At 41.4% G+C, this 21,380-nt stretch carries 18 protein-coding genes; 12 read left to right on the forward strand and 6 right to left on the reverse strand.

Features of this window, described 5'->3' with window-relative positions; genetic code table 11:
* Window positions 1–22 precede the first annotated feature (22 nt).
* Entirely contained in the window at window positions 23–487 is a 465-nt protein-coding gene (locus HC246_RS01065) for a cupin domain-containing protein (RefSeq protein WP_169361775.1), read from the reverse strand.
* A 32-nt stretch (window positions 488–519) separates the two neighbouring features.
* Window positions 520–1,536: an NAD-dependent epimerase/dehydratase family protein gene (locus HC246_RS01070; protein ID WP_169361776.1), complete on the reverse strand. Its 1,017-nt coding sequence runs from the start codon at window positions 1,534–1,536 to the stop codon at window positions 520–522.
* Window positions 1,537–1,755: 219 nt separating this feature from the next.
* Here HC246_RS01070 and HC246_RS01075 point away from each other — a divergent pair, with 219 nt between their 5' ends.
* The 3 genes from HC246_RS01075 to HC246_RS01085 all read left to right on the forward strand — a co-directional run bounded on the left by HC246_RS01075 (window position 1,756) and on the right by HC246_RS01085 (window position 4,533).
* Window positions 1,756–2,307: a PadR family transcriptional regulator gene (locus tag HC246_RS01075; protein ID WP_169361777.1), complete on the forward strand. Its 552-nt coding sequence runs from the start codon at window positions 1,756–1,758 to the stop codon at window positions 2,305–2,307.
* A gap of 117 nt (window positions 2,308–2,424) precedes the next feature.
* Window positions 2,425–2,613 (forward strand): PCP reductase family protein, encoded by a 189-nt coding sequence (locus HC246_RS01080; protein WP_126386924.1) that lies wholly within the window; start codon window positions 2,425–2,427, stop codon window positions 2,611–2,613.
* A gap of 216 nt (window positions 2,614–2,829) precedes the next feature.
* Window positions 2,830–4,533, forward strand: coding sequence for a GspE/PulE family protein (locus tag HC246_RS01085; RefSeq protein ID WP_169361778.1), 1,704 nt, complete (start codon window positions 2,830–2,832; stop codon window positions 4,531–4,533).
* Between the two features lie 38 nt (window positions 4,534–4,571).
* Here the strand turns inward: HC246_RS01085 and HC246_RS01090 are convergent, their stop codons facing one another.
* Window positions 4,572–4,856, reverse strand: coding sequence for a DUF427 domain-containing protein (locus HC246_RS01090; RefSeq protein WP_169361779.1), 285 nt, complete (start codon window positions 4,854–4,856; stop codon window positions 4,572–4,574).
* Between the two features lie 515 nt (window positions 4,857–5,371).
* Between HC246_RS01090 and HC246_RS26175 the strand changes: the two genes are divergently transcribed.
* Entirely contained in the window at window positions 5,372–7,510 is a 2,139-nt protein-coding gene (locus tag HC246_RS26175) for a sugar transferase (RefSeq protein ID WP_169361780.1), read from the forward strand.
* 121 nt (window positions 7,511–7,631) lie between these two features.
* Here HC246_RS26175 and HC246_RS01100 read toward each other — a convergent pair whose 3' ends face one another.
* Both HC246_RS01100 and HC246_RS01105 read right to left on the reverse strand, forming a co-directional pair.
* A complete protein-coding gene (locus tag HC246_RS01100) occupies window positions 7,632–8,936 on the reverse strand; it encodes a TldD/PmbA family protein (RefSeq protein WP_169361781.1) in 1,305 nt (434 codons plus the stop codon).
* 175 nt (window positions 8,937–9,111) lie between these two features.
* Window positions 9,112–10,806, reverse strand: a complete 1,695-nt coding sequence (locus HC246_RS01105; RefSeq protein WP_169361782.1) for an ABC1 kinase family protein — start codon at window positions 10,804–10,806, stop codon at window positions 9,112–9,114.
* Window positions 10,807–10,876: 70 nt separating this feature from the next.
* On the opposite strand from HC246_RS01105, the gene HC246_RS01110 reads away from it, so the two are divergent.
* From HC246_RS01110 to HC246_RS01145, 8 genes are all read left to right on the forward strand, one after another.
* On the forward strand, window positions 10,877–11,020 hold the full coding sequence (locus HC246_RS01110; RefSeq protein WP_169361783.1) for a hypothetical protein: 144 nt from the start codon (window positions 10,877–10,879) through the stop codon (window positions 11,018–11,020).
* Window positions 11,021–11,141: 121 nt separating this feature from the next.
* Window positions 11,142–11,837, forward strand: a complete 696-nt coding sequence (locus tag HC246_RS01115; RefSeq protein WP_169361784.1) for a hypothetical protein — start codon at window positions 11,142–11,144, stop codon at window positions 11,835–11,837.
* 106 nt (window positions 11,838–11,943) lie between these two features.
* The gene (locus HC246_RS01120; protein WP_169361785.1) at window positions 11,944–14,733 is read left to right on the forward strand and encodes a BON domain-containing protein; all 2,790 of its coding nucleotides are present in this window, start codon (window positions 11,944–11,946) and stop codon (window positions 14,731–14,733) included.
* Window positions 14,734–14,755: 22 nt separating this feature from the next.
* A complete protein-coding gene (locus tag HC246_RS01125; protein WP_169361786.1) occupies window positions 14,756–15,322 on the forward strand; it encodes a Rab family GTPase in 567 nt (188 codons plus the stop codon).
* 94 nt (window positions 15,323–15,416) lie between these two features.
* On the forward strand, window positions 15,417–17,945 hold the full coding sequence (locus HC246_RS01130) for a response regulator (protein ID WP_169361787.1): 2,529 nt from the start codon (window positions 15,417–15,419) through the stop codon (window positions 17,943–17,945).
* 189 nt (window positions 17,946–18,134) lie between these two features.
* Window positions 18,135–19,229, forward strand: a complete 1,095-nt coding sequence (ychF, locus tag HC246_RS01135) for a redox-regulated ATPase YchF (RefSeq protein ID WP_169361788.1) — start codon at window positions 18,135–18,137, stop codon at window positions 19,227–19,229.
* 131 nt (window positions 19,230–19,360) lie between these two features.
* Entirely contained in the window at window positions 19,361–19,813 is a 453-nt protein-coding gene (locus HC246_RS01140; RefSeq protein WP_169361789.1) for a DUF29 domain-containing protein, read from the forward strand.
* A gap of 33 nt (window positions 19,814–19,846) precedes the next feature.
* Entirely contained in the window at window positions 19,847–20,302 is a 456-nt protein-coding gene (locus HC246_RS01145; protein ID WP_169361790.1) for a DUF29 domain-containing protein, read from the forward strand.
* Window positions 20,303–20,359: 57 nt separating this feature from the next.
* Here the strand turns inward: HC246_RS01145 and HC246_RS01150 are convergent, their stop codons facing one another.
* Window positions 20,360–21,241, reverse strand: coding sequence for an IS982 family transposase (locus HC246_RS01150; protein ID WP_169361791.1), 882 nt, complete (start codon window positions 21,239–21,241; stop codon window positions 20,360–20,362).
* Between the last annotated feature and the right edge of the window lie 139 nt (window positions 21,242–21,380).

Here is a 21,380-nt window from a genome sequence, read left to right on the forward strand (position 1 = left end):
GTTTTCTCTTGTTTAATAGATTCTAAGAAGAATAGGGAGTTCCATCTTTATGGGTAAATTGCCAGCCTTGTTCAGTCGCAATAGCAACAAGATCGTCATCGGGATAATTTCCCGCGTCATTGGGAGTGCGATCGCCGATTTCTAGATAGGTTGCAATCTCGTTAGTATGGTTATAGAGACAATGCCCATTCGCCTCACCCGCAGGGAATCCCGCCGCTTGCCCTGACTTTAAAATCGATTCGCCTGCATCGGTAATCAGGGTCAATTCTCCCGATAGGACATAGATAAATTCATCTTGTTTGGTATGCCAATGGCGGAGTGCAGAACGAGATTGTGGTGCAAGGGTGGTCAAGTTCACTCCGAAGTTTTTGATTCCTGCGGCATCGCCGAGGCGTTTCTTTTCGCGCCCCGCTACTACTGGCTTAAAACAATCTGGATAGTTAGAACCTGTGCGACTAGGAACTTGGCTAGGATCGATGATAGTCATAGATTTGTGAGGAGAATTGACTGGAATTTGCTCTAGGTTGCAGCAACTTTCTGGACAGACTTGCGAACTTCGCTTTTTACTTGCTCTAGTTCTGCTTGTGTTTGTAAATATTGCTGATACCATGCAATTGTATTGCGAATGGCTTCGCGATGGGGAGTAGCAATATCACCAAAGGCTTTGACAAATTTCGAGCTATCCACGATAAATGGATTCTCAAATTGATAGAACATTTCGATGGTTTCGGCGGCTTCAGGAATGAAGACTCCACCAATCCGCAGCATCATTTTGCCCATGCCGTTCATCTTGGCGGGTAATCCTAATTCCTCAAAGAGAATATTCAGCATTGCTCTTGTGGTGATGGTGGGCGCATTGGGAACATGCCAGACTTGCCCGATCGCTTCTTCCCGTTCACCCAGAATAATCATCGCCTTGGCAAAATCACCGATGTAGGTATAGCTGTGGGGCAAATCTAAGTTACCGATCGCCTCCGCAGTCTTGCCTTGAATGGCAGGAATAAATACGCGATCGCCAAATACGGAACCAAGAACACCTTCACCATAAAAATCAGAGCTTCTTGCGATCGCTACTTGTGCTTTGCCTGCGCGATGGGCATCCATGACGGTTTCAGCAAGGGCTGCTCGCATTTTGCCTTTGTTGGTTTGCGCGGCATAGGGCATATCTTCCCGCATAGGTGCATTGACTTTGCCATAGCCATAAAGACTATCGCCATAGATTAACTTCGCACCACTAGCGATCGCCCCTGCGAGAATGCCCTGTTGCAAAGGAGGAAACTCCTGTTGCCAAATTTTGAAGTTGTACTTTGTCCCTGCACAGTGATAGATCACCGATGCGTCTTGGCAAACAGTTTCAGAGAAATGTGGATCAGCGGCATTGCCCACCATCAATTCCACTTCTTGAGGCAGCTTGACCCGATTGCTACGGTTAACCATTCGCACCCTTTTACCTTGGGCAAGCAGTTGTTTGGAGATCGCCATGCCCAATGCCCCTGTACCAAAAATAACGTGAAGTCCGTCCTGAGAAGCGTTCATGATTTTAGTCTCCTGTAAAGTGATGAGTTGTTTGGATAAAAGCTAGGCTCTATTCAAACAAGTTAATATGCACTTAGTTGAATATACGAAACAATGTATACTCAACTAAGTGCATATGTCAACCCTAATTACATAAAACCAAGAAAAAATTACTAAGTAGCTAGACCTGCGGCGCAGGTCTAGCTACTTACTCAAAATCTTCTTGATAGTTACAAAAGTATGTCTCTTGCTTACGCTCTGTTAGTCTCACTAATTCAAGAACCAAAAAGTGGTTATGACCTCGCTAAACAATTTGATGGCTCGGTAGGATTTTTTTGGCAAGCTACCCACCAACAGATTTACCGAGAGCTAACCAAACTAGAACAACAAGGCTGGATTGCAGCCGAAGCGATCGCCCAAGAGGGCAGACCCGATAAAAAAGTTTTTTCGGTAACAAGTTTAGGCTTGTCCCACTTGAAAACATGGCTTCTCCAAGCTAGCGATATTGCACCGAGCAAAGATGAGTTTTTGCTTAAGATCTATGCAGGTTATTTAATTCCTGAAGAAGCAACCATCCAAAAAATCAAAGATCATCGCCAACTGCATCAACAACAATTGGAAATTTATCAAGCGATCGAGCGTAATTTTTTTAGCTCACCCCAAGACTGTCAGAGGGAATATCGTTTCGCCTATTTGACCTTGCGCCGAGGCATTAACTTTGAGCAAGGCTGGATTGATTGGTGTAATGAAGCGTTAGAACTTTTAGAAACTTGGCATGAGGTCGAAGCTTAATGTAGTGTCTTCCCGCCGAAGGCGGGAAGACACTACATTAAGCCAGACAACGCTTTAAAATTTGTAAAGTATTAAGTACTCCGCCAAAAAATCTAACTGAAATATAAGTAAAAATCAATGAGTGAAAAGATTACATGGACTGCCGAAGCTGAAGCGAAACTCAAGGATATCCCATTTTTTGTGAGACCTTTTGCTTTTAAAAAGATTGAAAAATACGCTCAAGATAACAACTTTCAGCAGATTACACTTGAGGTTTATGAACAGGCTAAGAAACAGTTCAACAAAAAATATAACGAGATGAAGTGAATTGCAAAGGCTCTTACGGATAAAAAATGTCCCACCAAGGTTAGCTGAGCGGAGCCGAAGCTAACCTTGGCTGAGCGGAGCCGAAGCCACAGGTACTTTATAGCAAGTTTCAAAGGACAAGGCAGTGCTTTGTCCTTTTGCAATTTAGAGGAGTGGTAAAGCACTGCTTTGATTTGCTGATAGTATATTGGCAAGTTCTACGATGGGCTAACGGGAATGAGTCAGATAATAGGGCAAGTGGGGCAATCCGTAGGGGAATCAGTTTGGAAAAGGTTGCGTCATGGCAACATTGCCTCCTGTGAAGAGGCTTTGCAATTTCTAATTGATATTCACGGCAACGTACATCTAGATTGGTTAGATAAAGATTTAAATCATCGATTTTTTCGCGAATTTGAAGATCGCAGCATTTTGCCGCCTGTAATCCCATTATTGCTATGGCGCAATTGTTTTTATATCGGTAGCCCCAACAATATCAGTCACGAACAGATCAAGCTAATTAGCGATCGCACGTTAACGGAAATTAAAGTCCTCAGGATTTCAGCCGACAGTTATCGCACATGGTTTCGTCGCCAAAATATTCCTAATCCTAATCAGATTCACTCAGCACAACCGATCAATCCCCTCACAGGTGAAACCGAGCAAGTTGATATTGGTGAAGTCACCGATTTGTACCTATCCCAAGCGGTCGATCAGACGCGACGCATTAATGCCCTAATTTCGATCGCCTTACAACATCGCGCCAGTGACATTCATCTAGAGCCAACCCCCACTGGCTTACGGGTACGCTATCGCATTGATGGCATTTTGCGCGATATCAAAACCTTGCCACTCGAAATTAGTCGCAAAATTATTGTTGCCCTCAAGGTAATGTCCAATATGGATATTGCCGATAGTCGCCGCCCCCAAGATGGACGCATTGGCAAAGAATATACCAGCGATGAAAACCTCAATCTCAATCTCGATATGCGGGTGAGTACCTTGCCCTGCGTCTGTGGAGAAAAAGCGGTAATTCGGCTATTGCCTCGCGATAATCCTTTTTCTAATCATTTGGAATCTTTGGGCTTTAGCGATCACACTCTGAAAATTTATGACAGTTGGTTACGGCAACCTCAAGGACTAATCATCATGACGGGACCAACGGGATCGGGCAAAACCAGTACTCTGTATACCAGCTTGCAAGCGATCGCCCAAGAACATGTCAATGTGATCACCGTGGAAGATCCCGTTGAATATGTTTTGCCGAATATTACGCAAACACAGGTTTGTGAACCCGCAGGCATGACTTTTGCCGCAGGACTACGCGCCATCCTCAGACAAGATCCCGATATTGTCATGGTCGGGGAAGTCCGCGATCCTGAAACGGCGGAAACCGTTGTCCGTGCAGCTCTAACAGGTCACTTAGTTCTCTCAACCATGCACACTAATGATGCGGCTAGTGCGATCCCCCGCCTTAAGGATTTAGGACCTGATCCTGGATTAATTAGTGATGCTCTATTAGGTGTAGTCGCTCAACGTCTTGTCCGTAAAAACTGTCCCTATTGCTCAGTTACCCATCATCCACAAACCTCGGAATTACAAGCCCTAAGGCTGGAACGCGAAGATCTTAATCCCACACAGTGGCGTAAAGGCAAGGGCTGTAAAAAATGCTTTTTCACAGGTTACATTGGGCGGGAAGCAGTTGTGGAACTCATCGATATTGATGATGCCTTTCGCCACATGATTTATGAAGGCACAATTACCCAAATGAATCGTTATCTTAATGAAATTGATTTTAATTCTTTCCGAAAGGCAGCGATCGATAAACTCAATGCTGGAATTACCACCAGTGAAGAAGTTTTACGAGTATTACCACGCAGTGCCTTGCATCGAGTTAATTCCCCTATTTCCCGTCAAGCCCATATCAAAGCCATTAACGTATAAGAGCAAACTACATTAAGTGTAGTTTGCTCTTATGCTGCTTATGCCTGAACTTTTACACCTCGCCAAAAAGCTATATGTCCTTTAATCTGTTTAGCCGCATCCTTTGGTTCAGGATAATACCACGCAGCATCCTTGTTGGTTTCACCATTAACTTCGATGTTGTAGTAGCTTGCTACACCCTTCCAACCACAAGTTGTATGGGTATTGCTAGGCTTAAAATATTCCATATTCAGAGAATCCGCAGGGAAGTACTGATTTCCCTCCACAACTTCACAGCGATCGCTCTCCGCAAGGACAGCACCATTCCAAATAGCCTTTGGCATATATTTTAATATCTTGAAAATCATTTCACTTGCTATTGTAATAGTTCGCATCTAGCAATCTATAATAATTTACGATAGCAGTTTCCAAATTAAGTGAATACTCATTTGCAAACTAAAAATCAATCCTAGTAAGAGTTTTTAGTTTTCATTTTGGTCTATGGCAAAATGAAAACTGCTATAAGAATACGTCGCTTCCAATCCCCAACCCAATCCCTAGAAGATCGTAAATCTCTACAAAGAGAATTGTAATCTTTGGGAATCATTCTACTGACTAAAAATGAGTGGTAATTTAATAGATGCTTGTAAAAGCTTTAATCAAAATGTAAGCTTTTTATAAACTGATAATCCCTTTAATCCTCATCATTATGTATAAAACTAAAATAAATACGATTAACGTATAACTTGCTCTTAAAGCAATGAATTTATTTGGTTTTTAAACATTATTATTAGGTTTATAGAGGAGATTTTATTAGGGATTGCCATTTGCTTGTTTGAGACGTAATAAGGTTTGAGATATGCTTTTAATCACAGTTGGCACAGAACAATATCAGTTTAATGCTTTAATGCAATGGATAGACATACTGATAAAGTACCAACTAGTTAATAATGAAGAAATAGTAGTACAATATGGCTCTTCTAATTATTTACCCGATGGAGCAAGAGCTTATCGGTTTCTGTCTGAGCAAGAATTCTTGAGCTTTGTTGACAGAGCAAGTTTAATTGTTAGTCATTGTGATGAAAGTATTGCTGAACTACTGGAGGATCAAGAAAATCCCTATGTTCTAGTTCCGCGATTACAGAGATTTCGTGAACATATAGACAATCGTCAAATGGAGGTTGCAGAGGATTTTGAACGTCGAGGAGTAGCGATCGCAAGATCCCCAGGAGATCTTGTGAAATTTCTAAAATTACAGCAAACTTCAGATATAACTCCGCAAGTTGATGAAACTGATTTGTGTGAATACCTAAAAGCAAGATATCCATCTCAGAAGTTAATGTTAATTAGCTCTTCAGGTGGTTACTTCCGTTATATGCAAAGCATGAAGCCATTTTGGCAAAAATTTAGTGATCGCTGTTGGATCTCTATCCGTACTGCGATCACGGAAAAACAGATAGAAGATGATCACCGCTATTGGGGATATATACCTGTCAAGGATAACTTGCCAAACATGTTTCGCAACCTACTATTGGCGATAAAGGTTGTACCAAAACAGAAGCCAGATTTAGTTTTTTGCACAGGTTCAGGTTTTGCCATTCCCTATTTGTTAGTTGCGAAATGGATTTGTCATAGCAAGATAGTTTATGTTGAATCTAAGACGCGCCTTCATACTTTAGGTTTACCTGCTTGGCTATTAATGAAGTTAAATGTATTAGATTTACTTGTAGTTAGAAGTAGAGAGATTGCGAATCTTCATCCGAAATCTGTTTACATTCCTGTCCATGATATTAGTCAAGACTCTACTAGTCTCAGGGATTACAAACAAGCATTAATTGTGACCTTTGATGAGGTTGCTTTTATCTACAGTCCTGAAAGATTAGAATTTTCTACTGCTAGAGAATTCCTGAGTGATTTTCAAACTATTTGTAATCCTGATGAGTTTTACAAAAAAATTATCATTGATATGAGCCATACCACTTTTATGGATGGAGCAGGATTAGGTGCATTAACTAATTGTCTGAGATTCGCTAAATTAAACAAGACTGAGTTAGTACTTTGGAGTGTTAGTGAAGCGGTAAGCTCTTTGATATCACTGTCTTCCCTCAGCAATTTATTTATAATTGAGCCAAACACCAATACATTTCGGTTTTCACATTTAATTCAGGAAAATCGAGTCAGTAATATTACACCATTTGGTTTATTCCTATTCCGCACACAGAGATTACTCAAGAAAATCCCTGTCCTAAGAATTTTTTATCCGATATTAAAATTCTGCTTCCCTTCGGTGGATATTGATCCTGGTGTTCCTGTCCATCCCTCTGTAAGAGACCCTTTAAAGAGATTAATTGATATCATCGGAGCACTGATCGGGCTAAGCTTTACAGCTATTCTATTTGCACCGATCGCGATCGCAATTCTCATGGAAAGTAAGGGTAATGTGTTATTTGGGCAAGTCCGTTGTGGACTACTCAGTCGACCATTCAAGATTTGGAAATTCCGCTCAATGGTACAAAATGCTGAACAGCTAAAGATGAAAGTAGAAAATCAAGTGAGTGCTAGTACTGCTAATGCCCAAGGAAGTGAACAATCGAATAGTGCTAATGACAAATTTTTCAAGAATGCCGATGATCCTCGTGTAACTAGGATTGGTAAATTCTTACGAAAGACTAGTCTTGATGAATTTCCCCAATTTTGGAATGTACTAATTGGTGATATGAGCTTAGTTGGTACTCGTCCACCTACCTTTAATGAGATTAACTCCTACGAACTAGAGGTTGAATATCAGGATGAGCGCTACACTGAATGGAACCGCCTTGATGTCAGACCAGGGATTACAGGTGTATGGCAAGTAAATGGGCGTTCTAGTGTAAGGAGTTTTGCAGAAGTAGTGAACTATGACATCGAATACCGTAAAAATTGGAGTATTTGGTACGATCTTCAGCTAATTGTAAAAACAGTTTTAGTTATATTTGATAAAAACAATAAAGCAGTATAGCTACATCATGTTAAGTAGTTAAGTAGTTAAGTAGATAGACACAATTAAATTAAAACCCCCAAACCTGTAGCGCACGCGCAGCGTGCGCTACAGGTTTGGGGGTTTTAATTTGCATAGCTACTTAGGAATCCCGACTAGTAATAGATATACCCTCAACAAGCATGGCGGGAACATATAGCGAACCATGCCAATGCCGATCGCTTGCTACTGCCGTCACTTGATTTAGTACCGTATAGACTTTTCCTGTTAGCATTGTGTCCTTGACGCGCCCGATGATTTTGCCATTTTTGACGCGATAGCCCAAATCGACATTGATTGAGAAATCTCCTGATAAATCTGTATCATCACCGAGAACCTGATCGACAATTAATCCATCTTTTAAAGTAGCCGCAAGTTCTAAAACATCGCCTTGTATCGTTTCACTAGCAGCGATCTCCAAATTGCATAAACCCGGACTAGGATAATTGCCTAAATCACCACGAAATCCGTTACCCGTTGCGGCAATTCCTAACTCTTTACAAGTACGCATATCGCCATAGAATCCTTGCAAGATGCCCCGATCAATCCAAGTTATTTCCTTAGTGGGCGTACCTTCATCATCAAAGGGAGCACTATAAACGCCAAAATTCGGATGTTGACTGACGGTGAAAATAGGGGAAATTACGGGCTGTCCTACTTTTTCGAGCCAAGGTGTTGCCTTTTGTTGAACTTGTCTGCCACTCATCGCGATCGCTACTACGCCCCATAACAAATCTGCTGCCTTGCCTGTAAAAATCACGGGGACTTTACCTGATGGGGCTTTGGCATTTTTCTTAGCCCAGTGAAGGGATTGCAGTACTTTTTGAGCGATCACCTGAGGATTTAAGTTGCCACGTTCCGATTGAGCATACCAAACATTGAGAAAGTCATCGCCTCGCGTCAATTCCACATTCAAAGAGCCATCCACAGTGATATCTGTATAGCCACAGTCCAGCCCTTTACTATTGATAATGCTTACCGACTCTTCGCTACATTCCCAATCAGCACCACAAATTGCTTCGGGGTAATGAGCTAGGACTTCCGTGATCGCTGTTTTCCCCCAATCGATCATTTGCTCAACACTAACTTCTTGACCATAAATTTGCGGATAGTCAGCAATTGTAGAGTTACGCAACAAAATTTCTTCAGGTTCATTCAATGCACTGAGCGCGATCGCCTGTTCCACCAAGTCCTTAGGTTCTACCTCACCATAGGCAGTGACTAAACCGACGCGCCGATCTTTCCAGATTCTTAGTCCTACGCCTTCTGAGTCAATGCTTTCCAGTTGCTTGAGTCGATTAGCTTCAAAAAATACGGGACGGGAAACTGAGCGAGATGCATAGACCTCTGCTGCTTCACAGCCCAATTTGTGCGCCAGATCTAATAATTGTTCAGGTTCAATGGTCATAAATATCGTAGTCCTAAAGTTTTGAGAGAAGACATACCTAAGGCTCTTGCGGATAAAAAATGTCCCACCAAAGTTATTTAGCTTCGACTTCGCTCAGCTAACGTTGGCTGAGCGGAGTCGAAGCCACAGGTACTTTAATTAATAGCAAGTCCCTAAGGGGTACATTCTCTCAAAACTATTGCTCAGCAAGATTATCAATCTTCTCACGAATCGAGAGCTGAATTAGGGCACGAATCAGTGATAAGCCAGTAAAACCTGCACCCACAAAAGTGACGATCGCCCAACTCGCATAAGTACCATTTGTACCGACCAAAAGCACAGCTCCCGCGAGCAATAAAAATCCTGTTAAACAAGCATAAATGAGAGCTTTAACCGCAATATTAATCCGCTTGAGTGTGCGATCGCTTTCCGAAGACTTGACTTGAATCATCAATTCGCCACGTTCAATTCTTTCTTCCAAACGCTCTAGCAGGATTTCCATCCGACTCGGTTTATTCAACTGATAAACCAGAAAATCTTTGGCTTGTTGAGCTAATGCTCCTAAAGTATTACCCCGACCTCTAGTCAACACAATACTTTTGACAAAGGGCTGAGCCGCCGTGGAAAAATTATATTCTGGGTCGAGAATCCTCGCGATGCCATCCAATGTCGTCAGGGATTTGAGAAGATAAGTCATCTGTGGCGGCAATCGGAAGGGCTGCTTCTCAAAAATGGCAACCACTTCACTTTTGATTTGCTCAAATTCGTAAATATTGACAGGTCTTTCCGTAAAGCGATCCAAAACGAACTTTAACATCCGTTTCACAGGACTCATATCGGCGATCGGCTCGATAAAGCCCATACTCATCAAGGTATCAACCACTTCATTCGTATCTTTTCGCAATACGGCAAAGAAGGTTTTGACCATCTGATCCTTTGCCATGGTTTTGACTTCCGCCATCATCCCATAATCATAGAAAATCAAACTACCACTAGGGCTAACAGCTAAATTCCCCGGATGGGGATCGGCGTGAAAGAAGCCATCTTGGAGCAATTGCTTGAGATAGCAGCAGATCCCCAACTGGTTAATTTCCTTGGGATTTAAGCCACAGGCTTCGAGAGCTTGGCGATCGTCCACCTTAATTCCAGGAACATATTCCAAGGTCAAAACCATCGAAGTCGAATATTCCCAATAAACTTTAGGAATAACAATTCTTGGATAGCCTTCAAAATTTTTGCGAAAGCGATCGGCATTGCTCCCCTCGATCGCATAGTCGATTTCTTGATAAAGAATAGTGAAAAATTCGTTATAAATCCCCTCTAAGTTATATTTGCGAGCCCAAGGCAAATATTGCCGAAAAACCTTAAGCAACTTACCAACAGCAAGTAAATCAAGATCGAATAGTCTTTTTAACCCAGGGCGTTGAACCTTGACCACCACATCTTCCCCAGTATGTAGAGTCGCACGATGGACTTGACCCAGACTCGCCGCCGCTAGAGGCACTTCATCAAAATCACGATAGATCGTATAAAGAGACTTGCCAAGTTCGAGTTCAATGATGTCTCTTGCTTCTTTGGCACTAAAAGCAGGGACTTTGTCCTGTAGCTGTGACAAATTACTAATATATTCGGGAGGCAATATATCCACACGGGTGGATAGGGACTGACCGATTTTGATAAAGGTTGGACCAAGCTCGAGCATATTGCGTACTAGCCATTCGGCGCGTTTGCTGCGGGTACGCGATGTGTCGATTTGCCAAAATTTATCCCACCATATAAAAAACAGGAATGTAAAGGCAGCTAAAAATACTTCCCGTTGGCGGGCAAGAGAGGAGCTTTTAATTCTCTGCCAGCGTAGTTTTTTGGGAGGTAATTGGGCGATCGCAGACATATTTTGCTAATAGGAGCCTTGCTAACTAGCATTGCTGTGTTTATATTACCCAATTCCAGCTTAAAAGTAGATGACAATACTTGTTCCTGTGCCTTTCTTTTCTGGGTTTAGCTATACAACAAAAATGACAAGACTTTGCTATGGTTATTTTGTATTGGCGATCGCCAGAATATTCACAGTCCAAAAGCTAAAATTTTGGCTAAAACTTGGCTAAAAATTTATAGCGTTTTCCAGTCTAGTGAAGTAAGGGGGGTATTTCCCCGCCTTTGGCGGGGAAATACCTATCTGTACCTCCGCACTATATATCCGTTACAAACATTCCTAGAGGTAATCCAATGGGTGAAATCACCAGAGATGAAATCCGCGAACGCTTAGGCAATATTGATCAAATTCGCGATATCATTTTCGGCGCACATTTGCGCGAATATACCAGTCGGTTAGATAAGGCAGAATCCGATATTTCGGCAATTCAACAGGATGTCCGCGATCGCCTGAATGATCTAAAACTAACATTAGCTACTGAATTAAGAACTGCCGTTGAGTCAATTGACAAACGCTTAAAAACCATTAGCTCATCAGCCCAAGAAGAAGCCGCTGACCTCCGTCAACAGTTTGATCGCCTAAACCGCAAGTTTACAAGCAACATTGAAAACCTTGATGAAACCGTTGAGGCTCAAAGAATCGCTTTGCGTGATGAACTCGCTCAAACTAGAGATAGTCTGCAAAATGATACCCGTGAATTGCGATCGCTAGTTTTAGAAGAGCTAGATCGTCATTTCTCAATTCTCCGTGAAGATAAGCTGTCCAAAGATGATTTGGCAGAGTTGCTATTTGAGTTAGGGATGAGACTCAAAGGCTCAGAATTTGTACCTGCTTTGCGTGAGGCAGCCGAAGAAAGGGTTGACGAAAAGTATGAGCAAGTCAATATCGAACCTAAAAGCGAACGCCCATCTTCACTAAGTGCTGAAACAACTGCAAGCAGCACAGCTACTAAAGCCTCTCGCACCAAGTCTACATCTTCTAAGCTTTAAATTTTAGCTAATTCGAGAGTTATTAACTCTGTAGGGGGGTAGTGCCTTGAGCCTACCCTATTATTGCTATTTATAATTACAAATTACCGTTGTTATCCCCAATAGTATGTCGGAGAGAAATGGAAATTTCAACGATAATGCTCTCAGCGATGTTGAGAAATTTTTCCTTCTGCTCTCCGAACTTAATATTATTGAATCTGACAAGTCTCAAAGTTCTACTAATCAAGATCCAATCCTGCCTGATGATGACAATAGAGTTGTTAAATCAAGCCCACCCTCTAGTCCTATAGTTCCAATTGAAGAGCCAAAATCTAGAGCAAAACTATTAGATACCCTATCTGAACAGGAATCTCTAAATGAATATGAGAGCAAGCAATCGCCTGCGGTTTATCCATTTCCTAGCCTTTTAGATGAATTACCTTTTTTAAAAGATCTGGAGGCTATTCGTGAAGTCCCTGAAACTAATGGTCACAATAGTTCAGGGAGCTATCAACAGCCTCAAACTCCAGAAATTGCTATCCGCTCAAGTAATCCCAGCACTCCTAACAATCCAGATTATGCATCCCTAGGACAAACCAAAGAAAAAGAAACTGTCAACCGTCTTCAAGATTTGCTACTAGGTGGAGAAATTCTAAATATACTTGATGAACCTTTAGCTCCTGCCCAAGTACAGCTAGAACAGTCACAACTAGCAGTTAGTAATCAAGATGTCTATCCCAAAAGTACAAGGGAATTACCCAAAGTATTACCAAGCGAATCTGCCTACAGCAATTCAGGAGATGTCTTAGCAGATGATCAAGCCCTGCATCTTTTGCAAGATATTCTCGTTGTGCCAGAAATCGAAGATCTAAGAAGTTTCAAAATTTCTGTCGAACAAAAGCTGGGAATTGTCGAAAGTCAGGTCAATAATCCTGAAATTATGAATAAGATTGAGGGCTTAGAAAGCCTCATTCAAAATGCATCGCGTGGGCTCAATAGTCTTGGCTCAAAGCTAACGGAACTTGGGAATGAGCAAGACAATATCCCTACAGAAATTGCTCAGGTGAGAGCGCGGATTACTCAATTAGAACACCGAATTAACGAACCCGATGAACTAGTACAGCTTTTATTGCCAGTAATTGCCGATATCCTAAGTCTCAAAGTGACGGAATCACGCGAGTCAATGTGTCAAGCGATTATGCCCATTATTGCGGAAGTGATTTTTGAGCGATCGCAACTTGATCGGGTCGCCATGGGTCATGCCATTTCCGATATTCTGCCCAGTGCAATTAGTGAGCATATTCAAAGTAGTCCTGAAGGGATTGCCAAAGCGATCGCTCCAGAGATGGGGGCAGCAATTCGTGAACAAATTCGCTTAGATCGAGATGCGATTATCGATGCTCTAGCACCAGAAATGGGATCAGCGATTAAGCGTCAAATTGCCCTCGAACGGGACTCCATGGTAGATGCCCTTTATCCTGTAATCGGCAACACGATCGCGAAATATTTTGCTGAAGCGATTCGGACAATTAATGAAAAGGTTGAGCAAACCTTTAGCGTGGAAGGATTGCGCCGCAAAATTCGAGCAACGATACAGGGTGTTTCCGAAGCAGAACTCATTCTCAAAGAATCAGTTCCCTTTGAGGTACAAGCGATATTTCTGATTCACAACCTTTCGGGACTAGTGATGGTTGACATTCAGCAAAGTGACTTGAATGCACTGATTGCACCGATTGATTCGGATATGTTGGCAGGGATGCTGACCGCCATTCGCAGCTTTGCTAGTGAATGTATGTCACGCTCATCTGAGGACAAGGCTGAAATTGATACAATTAACTACAGTGGCTCAAAAATTTTATTAGAAGTAGCTGGCTATTGCTATCTCGCAGTTATCATTCGTGGTGAGCCTGATCTAGAATTTGTCACGAAAATTCGCGATGTGTTTGGTCAAATTGTCCAAGTCTATGGGGAAAAGCTGAAACAGTTTGACGGAGATGCTAGTACTGTCCCTTTCAAAGTCCATCTTGAACTCAAGTCATTGATGGAAGTACAAGCGGAGAAACCTCAAAAAAAATCATCCAAAGCTCTGATCTTTCTGGGTTTAGCGTTAATGGCGCTCATTTTTGTCCCCATTGGCATTTATCAGCATCAATCTCAACGCGATCGCCAAATCGAAGCCAAAGTCTTAGAAGCCTTTGCCAATACGCCTGAATTAGCGGTCTATCGTCTCAATGTGAACGCCAATGGCAATCATCTCAAGTTATCAGGAAAATTACCTAATCAAAATTTACGCGATCGCGCCCTCCAAGTTGCCAATGAAGCCACCAAAGCAGAAATAGCGATCTCCAATATCAATAACAGTATCTATGCCGTGAATGTACCTCCAGACCCAATCCTCGTTGCGGCTGAGGTGGAACGCCTCACCAAAGTACTGAACTATACCCAAGGTGTGAAGATCGCCACTCAATTCAAAGACGGGCAATTGACGATTACAGGACAAGTTGAGCAGCCCCGACTCATGCCCAAAATCACCCAGACCTATAGCAAAATTTCTGGAATTACAACCGTCACTAATACCGCAACTATCCTGATACCAAAGCTATCAACTCGGATTTATTTCCCCTTTGGAGTGACCACTCTCCAGCCAACGGAACTAGAAAAATTAGTAGAAGTAAAAGCTTTTTTAGACCTATATCCCGACTATAACCTCAAAATTTCTGCGAAGAGTGACAATATTGGCGATCGCAGTATCAATTACCAATTAGGGGTCAAACGCACCCAAGCATTACGCGATGCTCTCACAGAGAAGGGAATCAATGCAAATCGGTTGCATATTTCTGGGATAATAGAGCCATCTATTCAGCAACCTTCTGACCAAATAGCAAGATGGGTAGAGTTTGAACCTACGCTAAAATAAATGTCCGAGATTATCTAATTAAATGCATTCTTCTCCCAAAGTAATTTCTCAAAAAATGTGTCTTGTTGGCGATTTTGGGGTTGGCAAAACTAGCCTCATCCGTCAATTTGTAGATCGTCAATTTAGTGATAAATATCTATCAACCGTTGGCGTGAAAATTTCGCGTAAACTAGTATCTATTTCAGATTCAGTTGTCAATACCACAAATACTTCTTCAGAAGAATTAAAGCAACTCCAGCTAATTATTTGGGATATTGAAGGAAGTACACGCTTTAAGGGAATCACTCCTAGCTATCTACAAGGAGCTAAAGGCGCATTAATTGTTGGTGATGTCACTAGACAAACAAGTATGCAAAATCTGGAAGCTCATGTCCAACTTTTTCGGTCGATTAATCCTCGCTCTCAAGTGATCATTGCTCTAAATAAAGTCGATTTAATCACAGCCCACGAAAGGGATACTCTATTTCAATCTCTTCTGATGGAATTCGCTAAGCTTAAAATCTCTGTATATGTAACATCTGCAAAGACAGGGGAAGGAGTTGATGAAATATTTCAAACTCTAGCACACCAAATCCTAATGTTAGAATAGAGGCACTATTTACCATTCGATACATTCAAAAATATTAACAAAAGCTCTCTAAAAGAACCATAAGATTGATTCTCTGTCCCATCGTTACACTGCTATGAAACAGTCAAAAATCCTCAAAAAACTACTTACTGCTTCAGAGAGATCCTTTGTAATGATTGATCGAGAGTTTGTAATTACGGACACATCCTATGGTGCGGAGAGATTTTCTGAATTTCCCTATGAATCTCTATTATCGAAAGACATTCGCCATGTATTTCCAGAAACAATTGGCTTAGAAGAGATATTTCGCAACATTTGGCTCAATCAAGTAACTAGCTTTGAAATCAAGGGGATTTGCCGTTCTTCCCATAATGCGAATAAGCACCTTTATTTTGATTTTTATATCATTGGCACTAATGAGTTAGAAGAAACAGATAAAAGCATTATTATCTGTATTGAAGATGTTACGGATATCATGGATAGTTCTCAGGTCTTATTACAGAGGATTAATGAATCTGAGTTGCTTACAAATGCCCTCAGTAAATCCAAGGAATATATTGATAAGATTATTTCGTCAATGGCAGATGCCTTAATTGTCACTGATGACCAAGGGATGATTAAAACGGTCAATCCTGCGACTATCAATTTATTTGGGTATTCACAATCTGAGTTGGTTGGTAGCCCGATGAGCATGTTATTTCATAATGCTCATCAGTTTGAAGCGCTCCAATCACAATATGATAATTCCGAGCGTTCTGATGAGCAAATCACCGTAAGCGATCGCAATTTCTATAACATCGAAGTACTCTGTCTCTCTAAGAATAGAGAAGAGGTCTTAATTTCTTTCTCTTGCTCAACCATCTTAAATCATCAGCTTGAATATGATATCGAACCAAGTCATCATTTCGTCTATGTTGGTCGAGATATTACCGAAATTAAGCGCAAAGAACAAGAATTACTAGCTGCCCGACAATTTGCTGAGCAATCGGCTCAAGCCAAAAGCATTTTCCTCGCAAACATGAGTCATGAAATCCGCACTCCCATTAATGGAGTATTGGGGATGACTGACTTATTGCTAAGTACAGAACTCGATGATCGTCAACAGGATTTCGTTGATAATATTCGCTTGAGTGGGAATCTCTTGCTGAACTTAATTAATCGCATTCTCGATTTATCAAAATTAGAAGAAGGGAAACTAGAGTTAGAAAGCTTATCTTTTCATTTAGAGCAATGTTTAGAAGAGACTCTAGAAGTATTTGCTCTACAAGCTCACAATAAAGGATTAGAACTCAATGTTATTTTTGAAGATAATTTACCTAATTTTCTCCTAGGAGATACCGTGAGATTAAGGCAAATGCTTATGAATCTCATCGGTAATGCCATTAAGTTTACGGATCACGGCGAAGTATTTGTCAAGGTTGAGCGCGATCGCCTCTTTGAGGAAACCTTAGCTGATACAGACAACAAATTAGCAAGTATTGCTGATAACTATTTGGAACAAACTCCAATTTACTTAAAATTCTCAATTACTGATACAGGTATTGGCATTAATGAACAAGACTATGACAAATTATTCAAACCTTTTTCGCAAGTCGATGCCACCACAACTCGTCGTTTTGGCGGTACTGGCTTAGGTCTAGCTATTTGTCGGCAGTTAGCAGATTTGATGCAAGGAGAAATTGGAATATCCACTCCAGAGCAGGGAAGCGGCACTTGTTTTTGGTTTCGAGTTCCTTTCTATGTTCAGCCGCCAAGTAGTTCAGCCTCAGTGATGGATGGCAGCGAATCTCTCAAGCATAAATCAGTTTTAGTAATTGATGAAAAGCAACATACCCGTGATGCAATTTGCTATTATCTGAAACATTTTGGTGCAGAGGTCTACGAAGCTATCAATATTGCCAAAGTGAACGCCTATTTAGATGCCGATCAAACGATTGATATAGTCCTACTTGATTGGAAATTAACAGATTTTGATGCTACAAAATTAATCCAACAAATTCATACACAATCCAAGTCGAGAAACTTACCATTTATCGCCATCTTGACCGCTAACCAACAAAGTGAGATCCAGAAAGTTCTTACTCAAGGTTTTCATGGCTATATTACGAAACCCTTTAAAAGACAACGATTGTTGAAAACTATATCTGTAGCCTTAGGTATCGATATCCTCTCTACTATTAATGATTGTCCATTACCTAATTCTGCTCAATATAACGGGAAGCCTTGCAAAGATACTTCTCACATAGAAAATTTAAGTAATTTAAAAATTTTGTTAGCAGAAGATAATATCGTCAATCAAAAAATCATGATGACATACTTATCACAGCTAAATTGCCAAGCAGATCTGGCTGACAATGGGGAAAAGGTACTGCAATTAGTGATATCCAAGCATTATGACATTATCTTGATGGATTGCCAGATGCCTTTATTAGATGGATATGACACCACTCAGGCTATCCGTCAAATGGAAATGGCAAATGAGCTACCGCATCATATTGTGATTTTAGCGATGACTGCGAATGCCTTTAAAGAAGATCGCGATCGCTGTTTAGCGGTTGGTATGGATGATTACCTCAGTAAACCCATCCGCCGTAAACAACTCCAAGAAATGCTCGAACATTGGATGCTCAAAATTAGGGCATAAAACCCAAAAGATGAGTTGCGGCGCTTCGCGCCGCAACTCATCTTTTGGGTTTTAGTTTATCCTAGCTATCTCTTTCGTTGCTATAAAAAACAGAGAATTACTGTTTGTTTTGCGAAAAGTCTCATGTAGTGAGACTTTTATGACAAAATTTATAAGCACAATGTCAAAAAAGTTTTCGTTTAGATAGCCATGCTCAAAGCTGGGATTGTCGGACTACCCAATGTGGGCAAGTCTACGTTATTTAATGCCCTAGTTGCCAACGCCAAAGCCGAAGCAGCCAACTTTCCCTTTTGCACGATCGAACCCAACGTTGGCTCGGTGTCCGTCCCTGATGATCGCCTCAAAACCCTCGCTGAAGTTGGTAAGTCCGCGCAAATCATCCCCACCAGAGTCGAATTTGTCGATATTGCAGGACTGGTCAGAGGTGCTAGTAAGGGTGAAGGTTTAGGAAATCAGTTTTTAGGAAATATTCGAGTTTGCGATGCGATCGTCCATGTGGTGCGATGTTTTGAAAACGATGACATCATCCATGTGGAAGCATCAATCGATCCTGCCCGTGATATTGAGATCATCACCCTTGAACTCGCTCTGTCTGATTTAGCCCAAGTTGAGCGCCGCATTGAGCGCACCCGTAAGGGAGTCCGCAGTAATGACTCTGAAGCAAAAGTCGAAATGGCAGCTTTAGAAAAAGTCCGCGAAGTCCTTGATGCTGGTAAACCTGCGCGTTTAGCTAATCTTACTGATGAAGAGAAAAATGCAATTTCAGTATTGCAGTTGTTAACGCTCAAGCCAACCATTTATGCTGCCAATGTTGCTGAAGATGATTTGGCAACAGGTAATGCTTTTGTCGATAAAGTGAGAGCGATCGCTGATGCGGAAAATGCAGAAGTAACCATTGTCTCCGCCCAAGTGGAGGCAGAGTTACTAGAGCTGCCCGAAGAAGAACGTCAAGATTTTCTAGAATCTCTTGGGGTTAAGGAAGGCGGATTAAAATCCCTAATTCGAGCTACTTATCATCTCTTAGGTTTACGCACCTATTTCACGGTTGGGCCCAAAGAAGCGCGGGCATGGACAATTCATGCAGGCATGAAAGCTCCTCAAGCCGCAGGTGTGATTCACTCTGACTTTGAGAAAGCATTCATTCGTGCCGAAACCGTTGCCTTTAAGGATCTTGTAGAATCAGGATCAATGAGTGCTGCGCGTGCCAAGGGACTACTACGCAGTGAAGGCAAGGAATATGTCGTTCAAGAAGGCGATGTAATTTTATTCCTTACTAGCGCTTAATGCCAATTCACGAAAGTGTGACAACACTTTTATGAATTAAAAAACAAACCAAGTAAGGGTTTTCAAAACTAAAAATGGCGTAGCCATTTTTAGTTTTGGTATAACTAGCTTTATCAAAGGAGTTGAAATCAATGACTCAAGCAATCACTCCGTCAATAACCCTATACGAGCGTGACCTTGACCTATGGTTAGAAACCGCGATCGCCCAGTTAAAAGCAGGTGATTTTCACAATCTTGATGTTGAAAATTTAATAGAGGAGTTAGAGGGCTTGTCGGGTAGTAACAAACGTGAGGTAGAGACTAGGCTAAAAAGGCTAATTGAACATATTCTTAAACGTTGCTATGTCAATATGCCTGAATGCTTTAGAGGATGGGAAGTCACGATCATTAATCAACGCGATGAACTCCAAAAACTTCTTAAGCAATCACCAAGCCTCAAACGTCACTTCTCAAAAATGTTTGATGACTCCTTTGCTACAGCCTTAAAAATAGTACGGACTGAATATCTTGAAACGGCTTTTCCTGAAACATGGCAATTTAACCGCGATATTGACACGATGTTAAATGTTGATTTTTGGGAATAGCGATCGCGCCAATAATAAAGGAGCTAAATCAAAATGACACAAGCAATCCTTAGTAAATCGCTATATGAGTCGGATTTTCTGCTCTGGACTCAAGACACAGTAGCCAAGCTAAAGGCTAAGGACTTTGACCATGTGGACTTGGAAAACTTGATAGAGGAAATCGAAAGTTTGGGTAAATCAGAAAAAAAGGAGATTAAAAGCCGACTAACAACCTTGCTAGAACATTTGATCAAGCGTATATATGTCGATATGCCCCAAGAGTTCAATGGCTGGGAGCGAACTATCAGAAATCAAAGAACTGAAATTGAGTTCTTACTTGATGACTCCCCTAGCTTACAAGCTTTGTGGAATGATACCTTCGATATTGCTTTTCGCGCTGCACTGAGAGATGTGAGAAAGGAATATTCCCAAAAAGGATATCAATTCCCTGATGTATGGCAGTTTGGGCGTGATATCAACACGATGTTAAATGTTGATTTCTGGGAGTAAAACTCTAATAGGTAAGATGCAGTGCTTCGCACTGCATCTTACCTATTAGAGTTCGGGTTAAGCAGAAGGAGGTAAAGCCCAATCCATATGGAGAGAAGGCTTTTTAGGTTGATGACAATAAGCAATCAGTCCACAAATGACATTGAGCATGGCATTGATGGGACTACGGTGTCGAGAGTGTTCAATCTGGGAAATATTTTTGAGTTGGTCGATGACGGTCTCAATAATTGAACGCTTGCGACTTAACAACTTGTCAGTTAAGCGCATCAAACGGTTTTTCATCTTGCGCTTGGGTTTTGCAAAAAACTCAATGCCAAAGTTGTCCAATAATTGTGTTGCCAAAGGTTGAGAAACATAACCTCGATCACCAAACACCTTGCCAAACAATGATTTGAATAATTCAGGAATAGGCTTACGGTCATCGACATTGCCTGGAGTAATCTGAATGTTTAGTAGCTCACCACAGTCATTAACCACCAGATGCAATTTAAAACCGAAGAACCAGTCCACGGAAGTTTTCCCTCTTTCTGCCATCTCTTTAAAGACACGGTGTTGTTTTATGCGTCGATTGTGGCAAACATGCAGGCAGGTAGAGTCAACAAAGCTGATACCTGTACATTTGCCAAAACATTGCTTGAGGTATATGCACAACGGCATCATTGCTGAACCCATAAACTCAACGAACCTGTTATAGCTTAGTAGTTTCGGGAATTCTTTGCGCCAATATTTACAAACATGGTCTTGATAAAAGTGTTTGAAATTGCGGTAGTGGTTTTGATGAAAGCTAATCAGAATCGTCATAATTTCACTCAGGCAAAGACATCGTGACCTTTGTCTTTGCTGTAACCCATTGCTTAACAGTAACTGCCGCCATTTTGGTTCAAATATTTGGCAAAAATCATCGACGTGGCAAAAAAGTTCTTCTAAACTATTAGTCATGGGAGTTACCTCGCTGAACTTGTTTTACTTATTTTCAGCTTATCGGTTTCTCCCTTTTTTGTCCTTATCCTTATCCCGAACTCACGTTAGGTAAGATGCAGTGCTTCGCACTGCATCTTACCTATTAAGCAAAAAGACC

It is taken from the genome of Pseudanabaena yagii GIHE-NHR1, assembly GCF_012863495.1.
GTDB lineage: Bacteria > Cyanobacteriota > Cyanobacteriia > Pseudanabaenales > Pseudanabaenaceae > Pseudanabaena > Pseudanabaena yagii.